This window comes from Bordetella genomosp. 11 (genome assembly GCF_002261215.1).
Classification (GTDB): Bacteria; Pseudomonadota; Gammaproteobacteria; order Burkholderiales; family Burkholderiaceae_B; genus Bordetella_C.
The window spans coordinates 1,276,292-1,297,101 of the sequence record NZ_NEVS01000001.1 but is presented as its reverse complement, the minus strand read 5'-3'; the positions used below and the strand labels follow the sequence as shown (position 1 = coordinate 1,297,101).

The 20,810-nt window shown below is 67.2% G+C and carries 19 protein-coding genes and 1 riboswitch; of the genes, 9 read left to right on the top strand and 10 right to left on the bottom strand.

Annotated elements, in window-relative coordinates; translation table 11 throughout:
- Positions 1–7 precede the first annotated feature (7 nt).
- Complete coding sequence (locus CAL28_RS05815) at positions 8–1,474, bottom strand: M48 family metalloprotease (RefSeq protein ID WP_254926030.1); 1,467 nt, start codon at positions 1,472–1,474, stop codon at positions 8–10.
- Between the two features lie 119 nt (positions 1,475–1,593).
- Here CAL28_RS05815 and galU point away from each other — a divergent pair, with 119 nt between their 5' ends.
- Positions 1,594–2,439, top strand: a complete 846-nt coding sequence (galU, locus tag CAL28_RS05810) for a UTP--glucose-1-phosphate uridylyltransferase GalU (RefSeq protein ID WP_094840394.1) — start codon at positions 1,594–1,596, stop codon at positions 2,437–2,439.
- Positions 2,440–2,472: 33 nt separating this feature from the next.
- Here the strand turns inward: galU and CAL28_RS05805 are convergent, their stop codons facing one another.
- The 4 genes from CAL28_RS05805 to CAL28_RS05790 all read right to left on the bottom strand — a co-directional run bounded on the left by CAL28_RS05805 (position 2,473) and on the right by CAL28_RS05790 (position 6,478).
- Positions 2,473–3,333, bottom strand: coding sequence for a cytochrome c oxidase assembly protein (locus CAL28_RS05805; protein WP_094840393.1), 861 nt, complete (start codon positions 3,331–3,333; stop codon positions 2,473–2,475).
- 100 nt (positions 3,334–3,433) lie between these two features.
- Positions 3,434–4,555: a porin gene (locus CAL28_RS05800; RefSeq protein WP_094840392.1), complete on the bottom strand. Its 1,122-nt coding sequence runs from the start codon at positions 4,553–4,555 to the stop codon at positions 3,434–3,436.
- A gap of 43 nt (positions 4,556–4,598) precedes the next feature.
- A complete protein-coding gene (locus CAL28_RS05795) occupies positions 4,599–4,934 on the bottom strand; it encodes a hypothetical protein (protein ID WP_094840391.1) in 336 nt (111 codons plus the stop codon).
- Positions 4,935–5,467: 533 nt separating this feature from the next.
- Positions 5,468–6,478, bottom strand: coding sequence for a sodium:calcium antiporter (locus CAL28_RS05790; RefSeq protein ID WP_094840663.1), 1,011 nt, complete (start codon positions 6,476–6,478; stop codon positions 5,468–5,470).
- A gap of 93 nt (positions 6,479–6,571) precedes the next feature.
- A riboswitch (yybP-ykoY riboswitch) is annotated at positions 6,572–6,695 on the bottom strand.
- Positions 6,696–6,783: 88 nt separating this feature from the next.
- On the opposite strand from CAL28_RS05790, the gene CAL28_RS05785 reads away from it, so the two are divergent.
- On the top strand, positions 6,784–8,127 hold the full coding sequence (locus CAL28_RS05785) for an aminopeptidase P N-terminal domain-containing protein (protein WP_094840390.1): 1,344 nt from the start codon (positions 6,784–6,786) through the stop codon (positions 8,125–8,127).
- An 87-nt stretch (positions 8,128–8,214) separates the two neighbouring features.
- Here the strand turns inward: CAL28_RS05785 and CAL28_RS05780 are convergent, their stop codons facing one another.
- Entirely contained in the window at positions 8,215–8,667 is a 453-nt protein-coding gene (locus CAL28_RS05780; RefSeq protein WP_094840389.1) for an NINE protein, read from the bottom strand.
- A 52-nt stretch (positions 8,668–8,719) separates the two neighbouring features.
- On the opposite strand from CAL28_RS05780, the gene CAL28_RS05775 reads away from it, so the two are divergent.
- The 6 genes from CAL28_RS05775 to ruvA all read left to right on the top strand — a co-directional run bounded on the left by CAL28_RS05775 (position 8,720) and on the right by ruvA (position 14,130).
- On the top strand, positions 8,720–9,895 hold the full coding sequence (locus CAL28_RS05775; protein WP_094840388.1) for an FAD-dependent monooxygenase: 1,176 nt from the start codon (positions 8,720–8,722) through the stop codon (positions 9,893–9,895).
- A 162-nt stretch (positions 9,896–10,057) separates the two neighbouring features.
- Entirely contained in the window at positions 10,058–11,083 is a 1,026-nt protein-coding gene (dusB, locus tag CAL28_RS05770; RefSeq protein ID WP_094840387.1) for a tRNA dihydrouridine synthase DusB, read from the top strand.
- 36 nt (positions 11,084–11,119) lie between these two features.
- A complete protein-coding gene (locus CAL28_RS05765; protein WP_066633074.1) occupies positions 11,120–11,359 on the top strand; it encodes a helix-turn-helix domain-containing protein in 240 nt (79 codons plus the stop codon).
- Positions 11,360–11,396: 37 nt separating this feature from the next.
- Positions 11,397–12,986, top strand: a complete 1,590-nt coding sequence (gene purH, locus CAL28_RS05760; protein WP_094840386.1) for a bifunctional phosphoribosylaminoimidazolecarboxamide formyltransferase/IMP cyclohydrolase — start codon at positions 11,397–11,399, stop codon at positions 12,984–12,986.
- Positions 12,986–13,537 carry a crossover junction endodeoxyribonuclease RuvC gene (gene ruvC, locus CAL28_RS05755; RefSeq protein ID WP_094840385.1) on the top strand — a complete coding sequence of 184 codons (552 nt, stop codon included), beginning with the start codon at positions 12,986–12,988 and terminating at the stop codon, positions 13,535–13,537. The genes purH and ruvC overlap by 1 nt, the downstream gene beginning before the upstream one ends.
- A gap of 20 nt (positions 13,538–13,557) precedes the next feature.
- Positions 13,558–14,130, top strand: coding sequence for a Holliday junction branch migration protein RuvA (gene ruvA / locus CAL28_RS05750; protein WP_094840384.1), 573 nt, complete (start codon positions 13,558–13,560; stop codon positions 14,128–14,130).
- A 45-nt stretch (positions 14,131–14,175) separates the two neighbouring features.
- On the opposite strand, the gene CAL28_RS05745 is transcribed toward ruvA, so the two are convergent.
- Positions 14,176–15,108 (bottom strand): complex I NDUFA9 subunit family protein, encoded by a 933-nt coding sequence (locus tag CAL28_RS05745; RefSeq protein ID WP_094840383.1) that lies wholly within the window; start codon positions 15,106–15,108, stop codon positions 14,176–14,178.
- A 93-nt stretch (positions 15,109–15,201) separates the two neighbouring features.
- Positions 15,202–16,167 (bottom strand): threo-3-hydroxy-L-aspartate ammonia-lyase, encoded by a 966-nt coding sequence (locus CAL28_RS05740; RefSeq protein WP_094840382.1) that lies wholly within the window; start codon positions 16,165–16,167, stop codon positions 15,202–15,204.
- Between the two features lie 120 nt (positions 16,168–16,287).
- Between CAL28_RS05740 and ruvB the strand changes: the two genes are divergently transcribed.
- Complete coding sequence (gene ruvB, locus CAL28_RS05735) at positions 16,288–17,361, top strand: Holliday junction branch migration DNA helicase RuvB (protein WP_094840381.1); 1,074 nt, start codon at positions 16,288–16,290, stop codon at positions 17,359–17,361.
- A 3-nt stretch (positions 17,362–17,364) separates the two neighbouring features.
- Here the strand turns inward: ruvB and recQ are convergent, their stop codons facing one another.
- Positions 17,365–19,191, bottom strand: a complete 1,827-nt coding sequence (recQ, locus tag CAL28_RS05730) for a DNA helicase RecQ (RefSeq protein ID WP_094840380.1) — start codon at positions 19,189–19,191, stop codon at positions 17,365–17,367.
- Between the two features lie 80 nt (positions 19,192–19,271).
- The gene (locus tag CAL28_RS05725) at positions 19,272–20,759 is read right to left on the bottom strand and encodes a fimbrial protein (protein ID WP_141218142.1); all 1,488 of its coding nucleotides are present in this window, start codon (positions 20,757–20,759) and stop codon (positions 19,272–19,274) included.
- Between the last annotated feature and the right edge of the window lie 51 nt (positions 20,760–20,810).

Genomic DNA, 20,810 nt, shown 5'->3' with positions numbered 1-20,810 from the left:
GACCCGATCAGCTTTTGAAGCGCTGCAACAGCTGACGCTGCTCGTCCAGCTTGTCCCTGACTTCCTTGATCTGCACGTCGATCTGCGACGACACGTAGAAGTCGCGCGATATGTCGCGCGCCTGCCGCAGTTGCGCTTCCGCCGCCGGCAAGGCACCGATCGCCGTGTAGTAGGTCGCCATGTCGCGCCGGGCCTGTACGCGGTCGCCGGTCCTTTCTTCGCTTTGCGCGAGCAACTGGTAGAACACGGGCTCGTCCTCGCCCCATTGCTTGACGCGGTCGCGCAGGAAGGCCTGGGCCTGGGCATCCCGCCCGGACTGCTGCAGGGCCTGCACATAGGCGATGGCAATGGCGTAACGGCCAGGCCAGGCTTTCCACGCGGCCTCGGCCAGCGATAAGGCGCGGGCATGGTCCTTCTGCGCATTGGCCAGATCGATGGCCAACCTGTCCAGTTCCGGCGCGGACCGACCATCGGCCATGGCCAGTTTCAGGTAATTATCCGCCGCGGCCAGATCCTCGCGCCGCATGGCACTCAGCGCAAGGCCATAATAAGCGGCCGATTGCTGCACACCCGTCAGCGTGCGCGTCTCGTCCTGGAACAGCTGGGTGGTGGTGCGCAGTCCCGCCGTATCCTGCCCCTGGATCACGCGCATCTTGGCGCGCACGTACCAGTAGTCGGTACTGTCCACGTGATGCCCCGGCGGCAGGTTGCGCACGCGGTTTTCGATATCGGACATACGGTCGATGGACAAGGGGTGGGTGGACGCCCAGGCACCTCCGCCGGTCCCCTCGTTCAGGCGCGATGCGCTCATCAAGCGCTCGAACATGTGCGACATGCCGCTGGGGTTGTACCCCGCGCTTGTCAGCATCTGGAAGCCGGCCCGATCGGCTTCGCGTTCGGCATCGCGCGAAAAACCGAGCTGCCGATCGATCGCCGCCGCCTGGCCGAAGGCGGCCACGCCAGCCGCCAGGTTGCCGCCGCCGCCGGCCAGCGCGGCGAGCAGCGCGCCCGCGATGGAGGCCAGCATGATGGCGCTCGTCTGGTTGCCCTGCGTCATCCCGCGCGCAATGTGCCGCTGCACCACGTGGCCGATTTCGTGCGCCAGCACCGCGGCCAGCTCGGACTCGCTCTTCGTCGCCACGACCAGGCCGCTATTCACGCCGATATATCCTCCCGGCAGAGCGAACGCGTTGATCTCGGGATCCCGCACACCGAACATATCCACAGTGGGCACGGCACCGGGCGAAAACGACGCCAGCTTGCGTCCCATCGCAGTCAGGTATTGGTTGATTTCCGGGTCCGCGATATACGTCGGGTCACGGCGGCCTTCGGCCATGATGACGTCGCCCAGCTGCCGTTCCGCGTAGGGCGACAACTGGTCCGCCGACGCGGCGCCCATCGAGGGTAGGCCGACCGGCTGAGTCCATGCGGACGATGGCGCTCCACTTAATAATGAAGCACAAAGCAACAGCATGAGCGGCTTATTTACGTAGGCCAACCGCCGCGAAGTCCCGTGTTTCATGCGAGTATCATACCCAGGCACAAAGTATTCTTTCCCTAGCTATAGCGATATTTCATCATATTGAGGCTCCGATGCGACCCATAAGAAAAGCTGTATTTCCCGTTGCGGGCATGGGCACCCGCTTTCTGCCGGCCACCAAGGCCATGCCCAAGGAAATGCTTCCAGTCGTGGACAAGCCCCTCATCCAGTACGCCGTGGAAGAGGCCGTGGCCGCGGGCATCACAGACCTCGTATTTGTCACCGGCCGCAACAAGCGCGCCATCGAAGATCACTTCGACTCCGCACCGGAATTGGAGTCTGACCTCGAAAAGAAAGGCAAGTTCGAGCTGCTGAACATGGTGCGGGGCATTCTGCCGGCCGGCGTCAACTGCATTTATATCCGGCAGTCGGCTCCCCTGGGGTTGGGCCATGCGGTATTGACGGCCGAACCCGCCGTCGGCAACGAGCCCTTCGTGGTCGTGCTGGCCGACGACCTTATCGATGCCGACACGCCTGTGCTCAAGCAGCTGGTGAATACCGCCATCAAGTACGACGGCAGCGTACTCGGCGTACAGGATGTACCGCGCTCCGAAACGAAGAAGTACGGGATCGTGGCCGCGCGCAAGGTTGACGAGCGCACGGAACGCGTCACGCATATCGTCGAAAAGCCCGAGCCGGACGACGCGCCCTCCACGCTGGCCGTCGTCGGCCGGTACGTGCTGGAGCCGGAAATCTTCGAACACCTGCGCGCCACCAAAATGGGCGCCGGCAACGAAATCCAGCTGACCGACGGTATCGCTTCGCTGATGCGCGAACGCGCGGTCTTCGCGCATCGCTATGAAGGCACGCGCTACGACTGCGGCAACAAGCACGGGATGTTCCAGGCGACCGTCGCGCTGGGACGCAAGTACCACGGCCTGGAGCCGGATCAGGAGTAAGGCCGGGCCGGCCGACGGTCGGGTTGACGCGCGCTAGCGGATAGCAGGCGGCGCCGTCATCCCGACACGCCCGCGCCGCTTGCGCGCGGGCAGCCGGCCTTTGCCGGACAAGCGCATCAGGGTTCCCAGCGCAACCAGCAGGCCGATCAATTCCACCAGCGCGGCGGGAATCCACATCGTCAGGCCGCCTATGCTCTGGTCCATCAGCGCCGGCATGGGAATCGCCCGGCCGCATAGCTCGAACAAAGGATAGAGATCGCGCTGCGTCAGCGCGATATAGGCGCCGGCCACCATTTGCGGCGCCATGGTGAAGATCGGCGACAGCACCCGCCCGCCCGGCGACATGGCGGCTGGCGGACTGGGGCGCCGGTCCAGGATCAGGTTCCAGTACAGGAAACCCGTGATCACGACGGACCAGTTCATCAGGCGGTACAAGCGCCAGTCCAGCATGGAATAGAACTGCACCGTCGGCAGCAGCCACACCACAACCAGGAAAACAAAGAGAACCGGTACCAGGATGGGTTGGGTCAGGACGGCTTCCACGCAGCGTCCCGCGACCGTGGCACGCATGCGATGCAGCCACTGCCGGGCGACGGATGGCAGGCCGGCGCGCATGGCCGAACCCGGGTAGGCCGCCATAATGACCAGCGGCCCAAGATGATGCAGGACCAGATGCTGAATGCGGTGAATGAAGAACATCCGTTCCGCGTAGTAGTCCAGGCGCGTGTGCAGCGACAGGTAGAGCAGCACCATCCCGCTCCAGAACAGCGCCTTGCGCGCGCCCGAGACGCGATGCACGCGTCCGCCACGGACGAACAGGATTCCACCGGCGGCGAACAGGGCCACCAGCGTCGGCGAAAACTCCCAGGGGGTGAGCCAATCGAGCAGGAGCACGGAGACGATCCTGAAGCGCGCGCCACCGGGATGGCGATGCGCGGATAGTCCATTGTAGTCGCCGGCCGGGACGGCGGCGCCTTCGCCCCGGCCGCGGATGCTAGAACTGGTGGGTGATGCCCACCGCTACCCGCGTCGTGTGCGAATTGGCGGGATCGAACTGATTGTCCAGGGTGTAGTTGCGCGCATAACCGGCAAAGGTATACAGGCTGGTGCGCGGTGAAAGCGGATAGATATAACCCAGCGTCGCCACCTGGGCGGTGCGCGCCGCCTTGCCGTCCTGCCAGGACCAGGAGGGCTTGGCGGGAGACCACTGCGCCACCAGGCTGCCCGGGCCCAGCGGCACCGTCGCGCCGATATACCAGGCGTCCACCCGACCGCCATGGACAAAGGCGCTAGGCCCCAGGCCCAGGCCCAGCCCATCCGGATCGCCGCCGTCCAGCCCGACATAGCCGTCTTGCTGGCGCGACCAGGCCACCGCGATTTTGACGACCTCGAAATCGTAGGCCACGCCCAACTGCAAGGCACGCGGACGGGCGCCCATTGCGACGGGCGCCCCCAGGCGCATTTCGTCCCAGGTGGCGATCGCCAGCAGCGGACCCTGCTCGTAGTGCAGGCCGATGCTGTACGCCCGATTGTTGTTGGCCGTGCGGAATCCGGACGCGCTGCCGTCGTCCGCATTGAAGGAATAGCCAAGGCCGACCTTCAGTCCGCCGACCGTGGGAGAAAAATAGTTGACCGTATTATCGAACTGGAAGTTGTCCGATGCCTTGAATGTCGAACCCAGGCCCATGTCCTTCCAGCCGGCCTGTTCGAGCTCGCCGCCGAACTGGCGGCCGATGGTGGACTGTCGTCCCAGGCGGACTTCGCCCAAGGTGTCCCTTCCCAATCCTACCCAGGCGTTGTAGTTGAACAGACGGCCGCTGTCGTCTTCCACCAGCCCGTCCGCGGCATTGAAACCCGTTTCCAGCTGGAAGGACGCATGCCAGCCGGCACCCAGATCTTCTTTGCCGCGCATGCCCCATAGCGAATCCGTCTGCCCGCCCGTGAGCAGCCCGTTGCTCGTGCCTTGGCCGGAAGTGTGCTGGCTGGCGACGGCCAGATCGATCAATCCGTACAGCGTGACGTGGGTGCCAGGAGGATCGTCATCATCCGCGCTGGCGATGGCGGGATAAAACAACGCCGCGCTCGTAAGCGCGGCGAATAAAACAAATCGCTTCATTGCATGCAGCCCCAGAGATCAACGCCGCGTGCAAGTCTACCCTTCAAATTGCCGCACCGCGACGGTCGCCGAAGTGTACGTGCGCGACATTCGGATGCGCCTGCAATTGGCGCGCTTGCGACATAAGTATCGATCTCATTTCAGCAGGGCATTTAACGGTGATGCACGCCGAAGCCAGCTGCCTGTCCCCGCCCTGATCGACCTGCATCCTCGATACCGTCAGGCCCGCGGCCTTGAAGTCGGAGAAGATGTGCTTGCGCACTGCGCTCAACGCATCGCGCGGGCAAACGACGGTGAGCCGCGAACTGGCATCGCGGCGATCGGGCATGGCGGCACGGTCCACGCCGGCACGGCGCAGGAACAAGTCGAAAACACGCATAGTGGCCTCCTTGCGAAGCGGGTGCCGCGTGGATACGCGTCGCGCCACAGCCTGCAATGCCCATGCCAGGCATGGCACGGGACGATTGCGGACGATGACGGCTGACGATTCGAACGACTTCGCTGCATAACGGCAGCCCGTGCTCGCGCTGCATCCTGGCCGGGAAGGCGCTCGACGGAGCACCGGCCTGGATCGGCATACCGATGGGCATGCCAGGAAAGCGAGACGGGGAAGTACGGCGGCAAGCGCTATGCGGGATCCGAAGAGGGCGACGGGCACGACGGCATCGGGCCTGGGCCTTCTTCGGGCGCCCCGGCCGCAATGCGGACGGAACGATAGAGCTTGCTGGACAACCGCACCCTGCGGGACAGGGCGCGGCAGAGTTGATCTGCGTGAACCCTATCAGGCAGCGACGCCGACACTAGGTCGACTACTACTGTCGCCGGAATCTGTATTCACGTAGCAACTCCTGGGGATTCGAAGCTGCTATTGTAATCGGGTTTACCCCCATGCTCAATGGCCGAGCCTGCTTTTCAGGCGTAGAAATGCCAGCCGATGTAACCGGCAAACAACGCATACAGCCCGCCCACCGCGGACAGCGTGCGCAGGCTCATGGCTTCCTGGCGGAAACGCAGCCAGAGCACGCCGATGGAGAGCATGGTAAACAGGCCGGCGGCGATCAGAGTGCCATCCAGCAGCCAGGGGGTAAGGAAGATGCCCAGGGCGCTGGGAATGGTTGCCTGGATCATCATGGCCCCGGAAATATTGGCCAGCGCGAGGCGCTCCTTGCCCTGCCGGACCCAGATGATGGCGTTCATGATTTCAGGCAGCTCGGTGGCGACGGGCGCCAGGAGCAAGGCCGCCACATGCGGGCTGGCGCCCATGAACTCGCCCAGGGCTTCGATCTGCACCACGAAGATGCGCGAGGCGACGGCGATGACGGCCAGCGCCAGTATCGTCTGCAGACAGGCCCAACCCATGGTCGGCTCCGCATCGCGCGGCCTGAACTTCAGCGGTTCCAGCACGTCGGCCTCGGTACAGGTATCTTCCGCGGCCAGCGCCCGCTTGACGTACAGCGCATAGGCGAGCAGAAAGAGTATGCCCAGCCACGGCTTCCAGGCGAAGGCCAGCAGCCCCAGGCCCACTTTGAAGATAAAGATGCCCATGAACCAGGCCTGGTCGCGTGCCAGCCGCTGCTGGTCCGCCTTGATACTGGGATCGCCGGCGCTGGCGGGCTGCCGCTTGCGCAGGCGCATCAACGCCAGGCCCACCACCGCGTAGGCGAGCGTGGACAAGACCAGCGGCCCGCCCATGGCGGCGCCCACCCCGATGTCTTTCTGGTCCGGCGTCGTGCCGAACACCACGGCCATGAATGTGACGGCGCTTTCCGGCAAGGCGGTGCCGAATGCAGCCAGCACGGTGCCTACCGCCGTAGCACCCAGCTCGAGCCGGTGCCCCACCCATTCGACGCCATTGACGAAGTACTCGCAGGCGAGATAGATCGCGACTGCCGAGGCGAAAAACAAAACGAACGTGGAAATCATGATGACACAGCCGGACGAGCGGATACCGATGGCGCGACGACACGGCTCGCCCGGCTGGGTTAGCGTGTCGTGGCCAAAGGTCTCGCCTGGCTGGTTTGCGCGGCGCGCGGCGTGCGCGCACGTGGCAAAGGCCGTTTGCGCCATGGGGCCAGGGGCCGCCAAGTGTGTTGACGCAAACTCCTTGGGGTAAGGATGGCTACTCCCCAATGACAACGGGCGGATTGTAGCAGCAGGTTAACGCGCCTGTACCGCGAAATTCGCGCGCCGCGCGGTAAAGTAGCCGCTCGGACACAGCCGGATATGCCATGAGCCTGCCTCCCGACGACCTCGCTCCCCAGATTGCCCGCCGTCGCCACCTACAGGCGCTGATGCGATCGGCCGGGGGTGGCATTGCCCTGCTGCCCGCCGCGCGGACCGCCGTGCGCAATCGCGACGCGGAATACCCCTATCGGCAGGACAGCGACTTCCTGTACCTGACCGGCTTCCCGGAACCGGACGCCTGGCTGGTGCTGGTTGCCGGGGACACGGACCGCTCCGTGCTGTTCTGCCGCGACAAGAACGAAGAGCGGGAACTATGGGAAGGACGCAGCTTCGGCCCGGATGCCGCCGTCGCGCGCTTCGGCTTCGACGAGGCCTATCCGGTCGACCGCCTGGACGACATGCTGCCCGGCATGCTGCTGGACCAGCCCATCCTGTTCGCGAGCTTACTGCGCGATGAGCGCGTCGACGAACGCGTGCGGCGGGCCGTCGACGCGGCGCGCGCGCAATCCCGCACGGGGCAACGTCCGCCCGTCCGCCAGCAAGACCCCCTGCCCCTCATCGCCGAGATGCGGCTGGTGAAGGACCCGGCGGAGATCGCCATCATGCGCCGCGCCGCGCGGATTTCCGCAGGCGCCCATGCGCGCGCCATGCGCCATGCGCGACCCGGCATGCGGGAATACGAGATCGAAGCCGAACTCCTCTACGAGTTTCGCCGCCATGGCGCGCAATCGGTCGCCTACAACACGATCGTGGCGACGGGGCCGAACGCCTGCATCCTGCACTATCCGGCGGGAGAGGCGGTGCTGGAGGACGGCCATCTGGTCCTGGTGGACGCCGGCTGCGAAGTGGACGGCTATGCCGCCGATATCACCCGCACGTTTCCGGCGAATGGTCGCTACAGCGGCCCGCAACGCCTGCTATACGACCTGACCGTGGCGGCGCAGGACGCGGCCAGTGCCGCGACCCGTCCCGGCCTGACATGGAATGACGGACACGAGGCCGCGCTGCGCGTGCTGGCCCAGGGCATGATCGACGCCGGCCTGCTGCAAGGCTCGCTGGATGGCGTGCTCGAATCGAAAGCCTACAACCGGTTCTATATGCACCGTACGGGCCACTGGCTGGGCCTGGACGTGCACGACGTGGGCGACTACCGCATGCCGGATGCGCCCGCGGGGCCGGACCGGCCCTGGCGCATCCTGGAAAAGGGCATGCTGCTGACGATAGAGCCCGGGATCTACGTGCGCCCCGCGGACGACGTGCCGGAAGCGTTCTGGAACATCGGCATCCGTACCGAGGACGATGCCCTGGTCACGGACGAAGGCTGCGAACTGATCACGCGCGGCGTGCCGGTGGATGCGCGCGAGATCGAAGCACTGATGCGCGAATAGGCCTGCGCGGATGCGGCCGCGCGGCCGCATAACCGCGGGGCCTGATGCTGGCGCCGGCCTTGCGCCCAAGGCGATGCGCCGCCGGCGTCAGAGGACGTAGCCCTCCAGCCACCCCATGGCCTGCCATACGTAGACCACCACCATGGCAATGGCGAACATGGTGCAGATGGACCCGATCAGCACCGCGCCCAGCGCGACCAGCACCGGCCCCCATCCCGTGCGCGACGCCCCGGCAAGGCCGGGGTTGTACGCGCGATCGAATTTTTCATCGGCGCGCAGGCTGAGCACGGCGCTTTCGATGAAGCCTTCGGTCATGGGAATGAACAGCAGGAAGAAGGCCGGATTGTCGTACCACACCGGAAACCACCGCGTGGCGGCCAGGCATGCGACGGCGTAGAGCGTCACCCAGATGGCGCCCCGGCGTCCGAGATACCACCAGTGCGCGCCCATCCAGCCAAGAAAAAGGGCAAGCAGGCCGGCGCGCACCTTGGTACGGGGCGCGCGGCGCGACGACTGCAGAACGGAGGACGCTTCGGCCATGTATATTCCATCGCAGACAGGCTGCGTCGCGAATTGTAGCTAGAATTCCGGCATGAAAGATTCGGCATTTCCTATCGCGATCCTGGGCGCCGGCCCGGTGGGGCAGGCGCTGGCGCTGATGCTGGCACGCGTGACCGACGATGCCTCGCGCATTGCCCTGATCCAGGGCGCGCCTCACGCGCCGGCAGCACCGGCCGCACCGGCCGGTGCTGCCGCCGGGGCCCGTGTCCTCGCCCTGAACCACGGCAGCCTGGTACTGCTCGAAACGCTGGGCGCGCGGCCGCGGGGCGCCGCGCCCATCCATACCATCCACGTTTCCCAGCGCGGGCGCCTGGGCCATACCGTGATCCGCGATACGGACTTCAACGTGCCCGAGCTGGGCGCCGTCGCGCCCTATCCCGCCGTACGCGATGCGCTGGCGCGCGCGGTGGCCCAATCCGGCGTCACCGTGCTGCATGCGCACGGCTCGCGCGTCGCCGGCCGCGATGGCGACGGGGTGATCGTGCGGGCGGCGGACGGACAGGAGATCCGCTGCGCCGTGGCGGTCGTATCCGACGGCGCGGCGGCGGGACAGTTGCGCCGCGAATACGGCCAGGACGCCGTGCTGACCACCGTCCGCGCCACCCGGCCCCGCGCCAGCTGGGCCTTCGAGCGATTCACCCGCGAAGGTCCGCTCGCCCTGCTGCCCCATCCCGCCGGCGACGATTGCTACGGCGTCGTGTGGTGCTGCGCGCCGGCGCACGCGGCCACGCTGGCGACACTGGATGCGCCGGCGTTTTCGCATGCGATCGGCACCGCCTTCGGCGACCGCCTGGGCGCCCTGACCTGTATCGCTGATCGCCACGTTTCATCCCTCTTCATGAGCATGCGCCGCGCGCAGGTCGACGGGCGCGTGGTCGCGATCGGCAATGCGGCGCAAACCCTGCATCCGGTCGCCGGCCAGGGCCTGAACCTGGGACTGCGCGATGCCGCCGGCCTGGCGCAATCCCTGACGCCCTGGCTGCGCGACCCCACCCGCGATCCGGCCGCCTCGCTGCGCCAGTTCGCGGGCGCCCGCCGTGGCGACCGCTGGATTACCACCGCCCTGACCGATCTGCTGCCGCGCGTCTTCACCACTGGCCTGGCGCCCGTGGAACACGCCTGCGGACTGGCACTGCTCGCCCTGGACCTGGCCGCGCCGCTGCGCGCGCCCCTGGCCAGGCATCTGCTGCAAGGCTGGCGGGCCTGATAGCGGGCGTCGCAATGCCCGTCCGGCTCGCCGGCGCGACGCCAAATACCCAGGGCCCGCCGCATAGACGGGATGCGCGGCGACCCGGCCCGTCAGGGCTATTCCGGGGGGGCCGCAACAGGGCGTAATCCGGGCCGCATCCGGCACGGGTAAAATCCGCGGATGCAAATCGGCCCCTGGACCCTTCCGAACAACGTGCTGGTCGCGCCCATGGCGGGCGTGACGGACCGTCCGTTCCGCCAGCTGTGCAAGCGGCTGGGCGCGGGCTATGCCGTGTCGGAAATGGCCGCGAGCAACCCGCGGCTGTGGGATAGCGTGAAGACGTCGCGGCGCCTGAACCATGACGGAGAGATCGCGCCGGTCGCGGTGCAGATCGCCGGCGCCGATCCCGCCATGATGGCCGAGGCCGCCGTGTTCAATGCCGGCAAGGGCGCGCGCATCATCGACATCAACATGGGGTGTCCGGTCAAGAAAGTATGCAATGTCGCGTCCGGATCGGCGCTGCTGCGCCACGAGGACCTGGTGGCGCGCATCCTCGAGGCCGTGGTCGACGCCTGCGCGCCCCTGGGCGTGCCCGTGACGCTCAAGACCCGCACCGGCTGGGACCGCGAACACCGCAACGCCCTGCGCATCGCGCGCCTGGCGGAACAGGCCGGCATCGCCGCCCTGACCCTGCACGGCCGCACGCGCGCCGATCTCTACACCGGCCAGGCCGAATATGACACCATCCGCGCCGTCAAGGCCGCGGTCCGGATCCCGGTGGTCGCCAACGGCGATATCGACAGTCCCGAGAAAGCGCGCCGCGTCCTGGACTACACTGGCGCGGATGCCGTGATGATCGGCCGGGCCGCCCAGGGCCGGCCGTGGATCTTCCGGGAAATCGACCACTACCTGCGCACCGGGGCCACGCTGGACCCGCCGACCTACGGCGAAATGCGCGATCTGCTGCTCGAGCACCTGGACGACCACTACCGCTTCTACGGCGAACATACAGGTGTCCGGACGGCGCGCAAGCACATCGGCTGGTACGTCGAAGGCCTTTCCGGCGCCGACGACTTCCTTGCCGCCATGAACCGCATCGACGATACCGCCGCGCAGGCGCGTGCCGTCGGCGCCTGGTTCGACCAATTTCCGCGCGACGGCCGCCCTGGGCAGGCCGACCGCGCGCAAACCCTGCTGGCGGCCTGACGCCAGTCACACAAACAAAAATAGTTGTGCCCCTATATGAGTAAAAAAGATGTCCTGGAAGAATGCGTGCGCGCCAGCCTGGAGCGCTATTTCGAAGACCTCGGCGACGCCGAACCCCACGACATGTGGGAAATGGTGATGCGCTGCGTAGAACGGCCGGTCCTCGAAATGGCGATGGAACGGGCCGGCGGCAACCAGTCGCGCGCTTCCGAAATGCTGGGCATTACGCGCAATACCCTGCGCAAGAAACTGCTCGCGCACAACATCCACGTTTGATCACTCAGCCGCCGCCTCGCGCCTTCCCGACTCCATCATGAAAATCGAAACCGCCCTTATCTCGGTCTCCGACAAGACCGGCATCGTTGAATTCGCCCGTTCGCTGGCGGCGCGCGGCGTGCGCCTGCTCTCGACCGGCGGCACCGCCAAGCTGCTGGCGGAATCCGGCCTGCAAGTCACCGAAGTCGCCGCGCATACCGGGTCGCCGGAAATCCTCGACGGACGCGTCAAGACGCTGCATCCGAAAATCCACGGCGGCCTGCTCGCCCGCCGCGACAGCAAGGAACACATGGCCACGCTGCAGGCCCAGGGCATCGACCGCATCGACATGCTGGTCGTCAACCTGTACCCCTTCCGCGAAACCGTCGCACGCGAGGGCTGCACCTTCGCGGACGCGGTGGAAAACATCGATATCGGCGGGCCGGCGATGCTGCGCGCCGCGGCCAAGAACCACGGCACGGAAGCGGGCGGTGTCACCGTCGTGATCGATCCCGCCGACTACACCCGCGTCCTGGCGGAAATCGATGCCGGCGGCACGACCTCCTACGCGCTGCGGCTGGCACTGGCCACCAAGGTGTACGCGCACACCGCGGCCTATGACGGGGCCATCGCCGCCTACCTGAGCAGCCTGGCCGAGCCCGCGCCAGCCCAGGAAGCCGCGCCGGCACGCCATCCCTGGCCCGAGACGCTGACCATCCAGATGCACCAGCAGCAGGCCCTGCGCTACGGCGAAAATCCGCACCAGTCCGCGGCCTTCTATGTCGATACGCAGCGTCCGGCCGGCGTGTTGGGCAATTACCGGCAGCTGCAAGGCAAGGAGCTTTCGTACAACAACATCGCCGATGCCGATGCCGCCTGGGAATGCGTGCGCACCTTCGACAGCGCGGCCTGCGTGATCGTCAAGCATGCCAATCCCTGCGGCGTCGCGGTGGCCGAGCATGCACTTGAGGCCTACCGCAAGGCATTCAAGACGGACCCGACCTCGGCCTTCGGCGGCATCATCGCCTTCAATCGCCCGGTCGACGCGGCCTTGGCCGAAGCGGTCAGCGAGCAGTTCCTGGAGGTCCTGCTGGCTCCCGCCTACGATGGAGCGGCGCTGGCGCTGTTGGCCAAAAAGAAAAACGTGCGCGTGCTGGAAGTGCCGACCGGCGCCGGCCACAATCCGTTCGACGTCAAGCGCGTGGGCGGCGGCTGGCTGGTGCAGACACCGGATGCGTCTACCGTGGCGCCCGATGCGCTGAAGGTAGTGACGCGCAAGCAGCCTTCCGAACAGCAGATGCTGGACATGATGTTCGCCTGGAAAGTCGCCAAGTACGTCAAATCCAACGCCATCGTGTTCTGCGCCGACGGCATGACCCTGGGCGTGGGCGCGGGCCAGATGAGCCGCGTGGACTCGGCGCGCATCGCGTCCATCAAGGCAGAGAACGCCGGCCTGACGCTGCGCGGCTCCGCCGTCGCGTCGGATGCGTTCTTCCCCTTCCGCGACGGCCTGGACGTGGTGGTCGCGGCCGGCGCGGATTGCGTGATCCAGCCGGGCGGCAGCATGCGCGATGACGAAGTGATCGCGGCCGCCGACGAGCATGGCATCGCCATGGTGCTGACCGGCACCCGTCATTTCCGGCACTGATGCGCATCCTCGGCGTCGATCCCGGCTTGCGCCGCACCGGCTTCGGCATCATCGACGCCGAAGGCTCGCGCCTGCGCTATGTCGCCAGCGGCACGGTCGTGGTGCCGCCGGCGAACGCGCTGGCCGACCGCCTGAAAGTCATCCTGGACAACCTGCGCGACATTATTCGCGATACGCGACCCGACGTCGCCGCGCTGGAAATCGTCTTCCTCAACACGAATCCCGCCTCCACGCTGCTGCTCGGCCAGGCGCGCGGCGCCGCGCTGTGCGCGATGGCCGACACCGGCCTGGCGGTGCACGAGTACACCGCGCTGCAGATCAAGAAGTCGGTTGTCGGCACCGGACGGGCCGCCAAGGAACAGGTACAGGAAATGGTACGGCGCCTGCTGGCGCTGGACGGCCTGCCCGCGCCCGACTCGGCCGATGCGCTGGCCTGCGCCATCTGCCACGCGCACGTCGGCCCCCTGGCGGACCGGCTGGCCGCCTTGAATCAGCCTCTGTCGCTGCGGCGCGCCGGCATGCGCCTGCGCGGCGGACGCCTATCGGGCTAACCCACTAAGCCATAGACCAAATGATCGGACGACTGACCGGCATCCTTATCGAGAAATCGCCTCCCACCGTCTGCGTGGACGTGAACGGCGTGGGCTACGACGTGGACGTGCCCATGAGCACCCTGTACGCCCTGCCCGAAAACGGGGCCCGCGTTTCGCTCTACACGCACCTGACCGTGCGCGAGGATGCGCACCTGCTCTACGGGTTCGCGACTGTCGCCGAACGCAGTGCCTTCCGCGAACTGGTCAAGGTCAGCGGTATCGGCGCGCGCACCGCGCTGTCCGTCCTGTCGGGGTTATCGGTGGCCGACCTGGCCCAGGCCATCACGCTGCAGGAATCCGGCCGGCTGACGCGCGTGCCCGGCATCGGCAAGAAAACCGCGGAACGGCTGCTGCTGGAAATGCGCGGCAAGCTGGGCGCGGACATCGGCGCGACGCCGCACGCCGTGCCGGATAGCCAGTCGGATATCCTTAACGCCCTGCTTGCGCTGGGCTATTCGGACAAGGAATCGCTCGCTGCGCTCAAAGGCCTGCCCGAGGGCATCGGCGTATCCGATGGCATACGGCAGGCGCTGAAGGCCCTGGTGCGCTGAACGCGCCCGCGCCCGGACGCCGGCGCCGCGGCGCTGACGGCGGGCTTAAATGCCGCGTGCCCGCGGGCTCGCCAGATAGCCCGGCACGACGGCTTCCATCGCCGTGGGCACCACACCGAGCTCCGGCGCCATGGGCTCGCGCGCCACGTTGTCCACGGTCAGGCTGTCCAGGTTGTCGGGGGTCATCAGCGGCGTGCCGGGCAGGCAGGCCAGGACACCGGCCTGCAGCCGGCCCAATCCCATCGGGATGTTGATGACGCTGCGCGGATGCCCGCTCCATTTCGCGCACATGCCGGCGATCTCGCCCAGGGTATGCACCTGCGGCCCTGCCAGCTCGTAGACCTTGCCATACGTGTGCGGGTTGGACAGCATCGCGTCGATGGCGGCCGCCACGTCTTCCACATAGACCGGCTGCATGCGGGCCCGGGCGCCGGCCAGCGGCAGCACGGGCAACCAGCGCGCCAGGCCGGCGAACAGATTGGTAAAGCGATCGTCATGGCCGAAGACCACCGACGGGCGCACGATGGTCCACGCGCCGTCCCGGGCCGCGGCGTAGGCGTCGCGCAGCGCGGCCTCGCCATCGCCTTTCGACCGCAGATACATGCTGGGACCGTTGGAATCCGCGCCCAGGGCGCTCACGTGTATCAACCGCCGCACGCCATGGCGCACGCAGCCCTGCGCGATACGGCGCGGCAGCTCGACATGAGCCCGGGCATAGCCCTGGCCGTAGGGACGACCGCGCCCGTCATGCAGGATGCCGACCAGGTTGATCGCCACATCGCAATCGGCCAGCACCGCATCCAGCGCGGCGTCGTCGTACACGTCGGTTTGCGACAGGGTCACGGTAGGCACGACCTGGAGATCCCGTCCGCGCGCGTACAGCCGCGTCGGAACATGCACCTGGTGCTGCGCCACGCCCAGCCGCGCCACCAGGTGCCGGCCGATGAAGCCGGTGCCGCCTATGATAAGGATACGCATCCGTCACCCCAGGTCGATGTGGCAAACAGCGTCGATTCTGCGCCGGCGGCCCGGGTTGACGCAAGCACGGGCCGGCGATCGGCCGGGCATGGATCAGGACGCGAGGAAGCCCGCGTATGCTTTCAGATCCACATTGCCGCCACTGATGATGACACCGACGCGCGCGTCGCGCACCGGAACGACCCGTTCCAGCACCGCCGCGGCGCCCAGGCAGCCGGTGGGCTCTACCACCATCTTCATGCGTTCGGCGAAGAACTTCATCGTATCCACCAGCTGCGGATCGGCGACCGTGACGATGTCGGTGACATGCTTCTGGATGATGGGGAAGGTCAGCTCGCCCAGATGCGTCGTCAGTGCGCCGTCGGCGATCGACTTGGGAGTGGCGATGGGGATGACGTGGCCGGCCCGCAGCGACTGCTGGCCATCGTTGCCGGCCTCGGGCTCGACGCCATACACCTTGCACGATGGGCTGAGCGCCGCCGCGCTCAGCAGGGAGCCCGACAGCAGCCCGCCGCCGCCCAGGCACACGAACAGGTAGTCCAGTTCCCCCACTTCCTCGAACAATTCCTTGGCGGCCGTGCCTTGTCCCGCGATGACATCGAAATGGTCGTAAGGCGGGATCAGCGTCGCGCCCGTTTCCGCCTGCAGGCGCGTGGCGACGGCCTCGCGGTCTTCCTTGTAGCGATCGTAGGTTACGACCTTGCCGCCGTACCCTTCCGTTGCCGCGCGTTTCGCCGCCGGCGCATCCAGCGGCATGATGATGGTGGCCGATACGCCTTGCAGGCGCGCCGCCAGCGCGATCGCCTGGGCATGATTGCCGGAGGAAAAAGTCAGCACCCCGGCGCGCCGCTGTTCGGGCGTCAGCCGCGCGATTGCGTTATAGCCGCCGCGAAACTTGAAGGCGCCCATGCGCTGGTAGTTTTCGCATTTGAAGAAGACCCGCGCCCCGGCACGCGCGTCGGCGGTGCCGGAGGTCAGGACAGGCGTGCGATGGGCAGCGCCCTGCAATCTTTCGCTGGCGGCGACAACATCGGTGTAGGTGGGCAATTGGCGCGACATGGAATTTCCTCGGCAGGAAGAATGGAAAAACCGGGGGATCATAGACCAGCGCGGCACGCGCCGCCATGGCCGGACGAGCCTGTGGTGTACGATAGGCGGGCTATCCTTGCCCCTCCCGACATGGCCATCCAGTCCGACTCTCTCTCGTCCCGTCCCGACGCCGGCCGCCTGGTCGCGCCGCAGCCCGTATCGCCCAACGAAGAGTCCATCGAACGCGCCCTGCGCCCGAAGATTCTGCGCGACTACGTCGGCCAGGACCGCGCGCGCGAACAGCTGGAGATCTTCATCGCGGCCGCCCGCAAGCGCGGCGAGGCGCTCGACCATGTCCTGCTGTTCGGCCCCCCCGGCCTGGGCAAGACCACGCTGGCCCACATCATCGCGCACGAAATGGGCGTGCAGCTGCGCCAGACCTCCGGCCCCGTGCTCGAGCGCCCGGGCGACCTGGCCGCGCTCCTGACCAACCTGGAAAAGAACGACGTCCTGTTCATCGATGAAATCCATCGCCTGTCGCCGGTCGTCGAGGAAATCCTCTACCCGGCGCTGGAAGACTTCCAGATCGACATTCTGATCGGCGAAGGCCCCGCGGCGCGCAGCGTCAAGCTGGATCTGCAACCCTTTACCCTGGTCGGCGCCACCACCCGCGCCGGCATGCTGACCAACCCCCTGCGCGACCGCTTCGGCATTGTGTCGCGGCTGGAGTTCTACAACGCCACCGACCTGGCCCACATCGTTACCCGCAGTGCCGCCCTATTGCAGGCCAGCATCACGCCGGAAGGCGCCGACGAAGTCGCGCGCCGTTCGCGCGGCACGCCCCGCATCGCCAACCGGCTGCTGCGGCGCGTGCGCGATTACGCCGAGGTCAAGGCGCAAGGCCACATCGACGCGAAAGTCGCGGGCGCGGCGCTGTCCATGCTGGAGGTCGATCCCCAGGGCCTGGACCTGATGGACCGCAAGCTGCTGGAAGCCATCGTGCACAAGTTCGACGGCGGGCCGGTCGGGGTCGACAGCCTCGCCGCGGCCATCGGTGAAGAACGCGACACCATCGAGGACGTCATCGAGCCCTACCTGATCCAGCACGGCTACCTGCAACGCACCTCGCGCGGCCGCATGGCCACGCAGACCACCTGGCGCCACCTGGGCCTGGCGCCTCCCGCCGGCACGGCCGGCGGCAGCGGGGACCTGTTCGGCGGCTGAAATTCAGGCGAAGCCGGCCACGCATTCCAGGATTTCGTCGCCGTAGGCTTCCAGTTTGCGCGCGCCTACTCCGCTGATGCCGCCCAGTTCATCGGCCGTTTCCGGCCGGGCCAGGGCGATTTCGCGCAAGGTGGCGTCATGGAAAATGACATAGGCCGGCACGCCATGGTTGCGGGCGACCCCGGCCCGCCATGCACGCAAGGCCTCGAACACCGGTTGCGCATCGGCGGGGAGTTCCGCCACGGGGGCCCGCGAGCGCGTCCCGGCGCTCTTGCCTGCCCGGGCAGCCTTGGGAGACTCCCGGCGCAGCATCAACTGGCGCTCGCCTTTAAGGACGTCCCTGCTGGCTTCCGTCAATGCCAGCGTCCCGTAGCCTTCGGTATCGACGGTCAGCAGCCCCTGCGCCAGCAGCTGGCGCAGGACGCCGCGCCAGGCGGAATCCGATAAGTCCGCCCCGACGCCGAAGACGGACAGCGTATGGTGTCCGTACTGGTTCACGCGATCGGTGGTCTTGCCGCGCAGGATATCGATGATGTGGCCGGCGCCATAGCGCTGCCCGCGCTCCTTCCATAGCCGGTACACGGCCGACAGCACCTTCTGCGCCGCCACCGTCCCGTCCCATGCCTGCGGCGGATCCAGGCAGACGTCGCAATTGCCGCAGGCAGTGATTTGCTGCCCGAAATAGGCAAGCAGGCGCACGCGCCGGCATTCGACGGTTTCGCACAGCCCCAGCATGGCGTCCAGTTGCTGGCCCAGGCGGCGCCGGAACGACTCGTCGCCCGGGGATTCGTCGATCATGCGGCGTTGCTGCACCACGTCCTGCAGACCGTAGGCCAGCCACGCCGTGGCCGGCAATCCATCGCGACCCGCGCGCCCGGTTTCCTGGTAGTAGCCTTCCACCGACTTCGGCAGGTCGATATGCGCGACGAAGCGCACGTCCGGCTTGTCGATGCCCATGCCGAAGGCGATCGTGGCAACCATGACGATGCCGTCCTCGCGCAGGAAGCGCGACTGGTTCGCCGAGCGCACCGCCGCGCCCAGCCCGGCATGGTAGGGCAAGGCCAGCACCCCGTTGTTGGAGAGGAATTCGGCGGTTTCCTCCACCCGTGCGCGCGACAGGCAATAGACCACGCCCGAATCGCCGGCGTGCTCGCTGCGGATCAGGTCAAGCAGTTGCTTGCGCACCTCGTTCTTTTCGACGATGCGGTAGCGGATGTTGGGGCGGTCGAAGCTGGCGACGAAATGGCGCGCCTCGTCCAGCGCCAGCCGCTGGGCGATTTCCGTGCGCGTCACCGCCGTCGCGGTTGCCGTCAGCGCGATGCGCGGCACCTGCGGCCAGCGTTCGTGCAGCAGCGACAAGCCCATGTATTCCGGACGGAAGTCGTGCCCCCATTGCGACACGCAGTGCGCCTCGTCGATGGCGAACAGCGCGATACGGCCGCGTTCGAGCAATTCCAGGCAGCGGTCGGTCAGCAGGCGTTCGGGTGCCACGTAGAGAAGATCGAGTTCGCCGTCCAGGAATGCGCGTTCGACATCCCGCGCGACGCGCCAATCCTGGGTGGAATTCAAATAGGCCGCGCGCACGCCGAGCTCGGTGAGCGCATCGACCTGGTCCTGCATCAAGGCGATCAGCGGCGATACCACCACCCCGGTGCCTTCGCGGACCAGCGCGGGCACCTGGTAGCAGAGCGACTTGCCGCCGCCGGTGGGCATCAGGACCAGCGCATCGCCGCCCTGGATGACGTGATCCACGATGGCCTGCTGCTCGCCGCGGAAGGATTCGTAGCCGAAGACGCGCCGCAGGACTTCCAGGGCGCGCGGCTCAGACATGAAGGAAAGCCGATTGCATCATGCGCGGCATTTTATAGGAGCGGGCAAACCTGCACGCGCGCGCTGTGCCGGGAACGGCACTATCGCCCGCCGATGGGCATGGTCAGTTGCATATTGACGCCGTAGTCGCCGCTGACCACGTCGTGATCGGCGCCCACGGCCAGGCGGACATTGGGCGACAGCATCATGCTTTGGGAAATGCCGTAGCGCCGTTCCAGCATTTCGCCGGTGGTGTCGCGCAGCCCGGAATAAGTGCCGCTGAGTTCGCCCCAGCCGCTGATCGGCAGGCCGGCCGAAAAGGTATTGCGCCATTGGGCGGTCGCGGTGGCGCCGTCCTGGTAAGTGGAGAGGTCGCCGTAGCCGCTGCTGGTCAGTTCGTTGCCGTAGCCCAGTTTCAGCGTATCGAACACCTTGACGTTGTAGCCCAGGCTGTAGCGCCAGCCCTGCGAGGTATCGAAACGGCTCTGCGTCGCGCCGCCCTGCAGCGTGCCCCACTCGCCCATCGAGTAGGTGGTGCCCAGGCCGGTGGCGGTCAGGGCGTGGGCGCTCTGGACCTGCCCCTCCAGGGTGATGTCGGGCGTGACCCCGTAGCGCAGGCTGTTGCTGCCGGCGGTCGGGCCATATTGAACGCCGCCCGCCGTCAGGCCGGGATCGGTGTTGTCTATGCGTCCCCATACGGAGGAATAGCCCAGCTTGCCTTCAGGGACCGTGGCATCGCTGCTGGTGGTGAGGTTGGACACCTGCACGCCCCCTATCGTGGCGGCGCTGCTCCAGGCGGGGGAAAAAGGTGTCAGCGAGCCCAGGGACACCGACGGCCCCTCCACGTTGCGATATGTCAGATTGCGCTCGCCCAATTGCATGCCGCCCTGCGGCGATATCCCGGCAAACCAGGGCTTGGGCGTGCCCAGGGGCCGCCCCCACTTGACCGGCGTGGACCCCGGAGGCAGCGGGACGTAGTCCAGGTCCAGGCCGCCGGCGGTGGAATCCGCGGCTTCCGCCGCCGCGGTCGGCACGGCGATGCAGTCCAGTGGCGCCGCCTCCCCGCCCGCCTCGGCGGCAGGCTGGCCCTGGCCAGCGGCCATCCCCGCGTCGGCGATGGTGGGGGCGACATCCTTGGCGGGGTCCGGAGACGACCCGATTGAACCGGGACCCTTGGCGGGATTCGTCGGGGAAACCGCCGAGCCGTCCGCGCCCCTGGCGGTATCCGCAGGCGATGTCGTCGAGCTATCGGCGCCCTTGGCCGTATCCATGGCCGGCCCGGCGGCGTCCGTGCCGGCGTCTCCCGCCGGCGCTTCAGCCTGCAACGGCGGCACGGGTTGGCAGGGCAGCAGCTCGGCGGTGATCTGCCCCTGGCCTGGGGGCCTGACCGGCAGCGGCAAGGCCGGCGCCAGCACACCCAGGCCGCGGCCCGCCTGGGCAAGCAGGACCGGAGCGCGCGCGCCGGCGCCCGACATCGAGGGTGCGGGATATGCGAGAGCCTCCGCGGCTACGGCGCCCCCGTGGACGCAGCAGGCCAATGCGACGGCAAGCGCGGCGCGGCAGGCGCGCCGCGGGACAAAAACATGCATAAGGCCAAAGTTCCGGTGCCGGGATCGACGTTATCTATCGGGATTGCAACT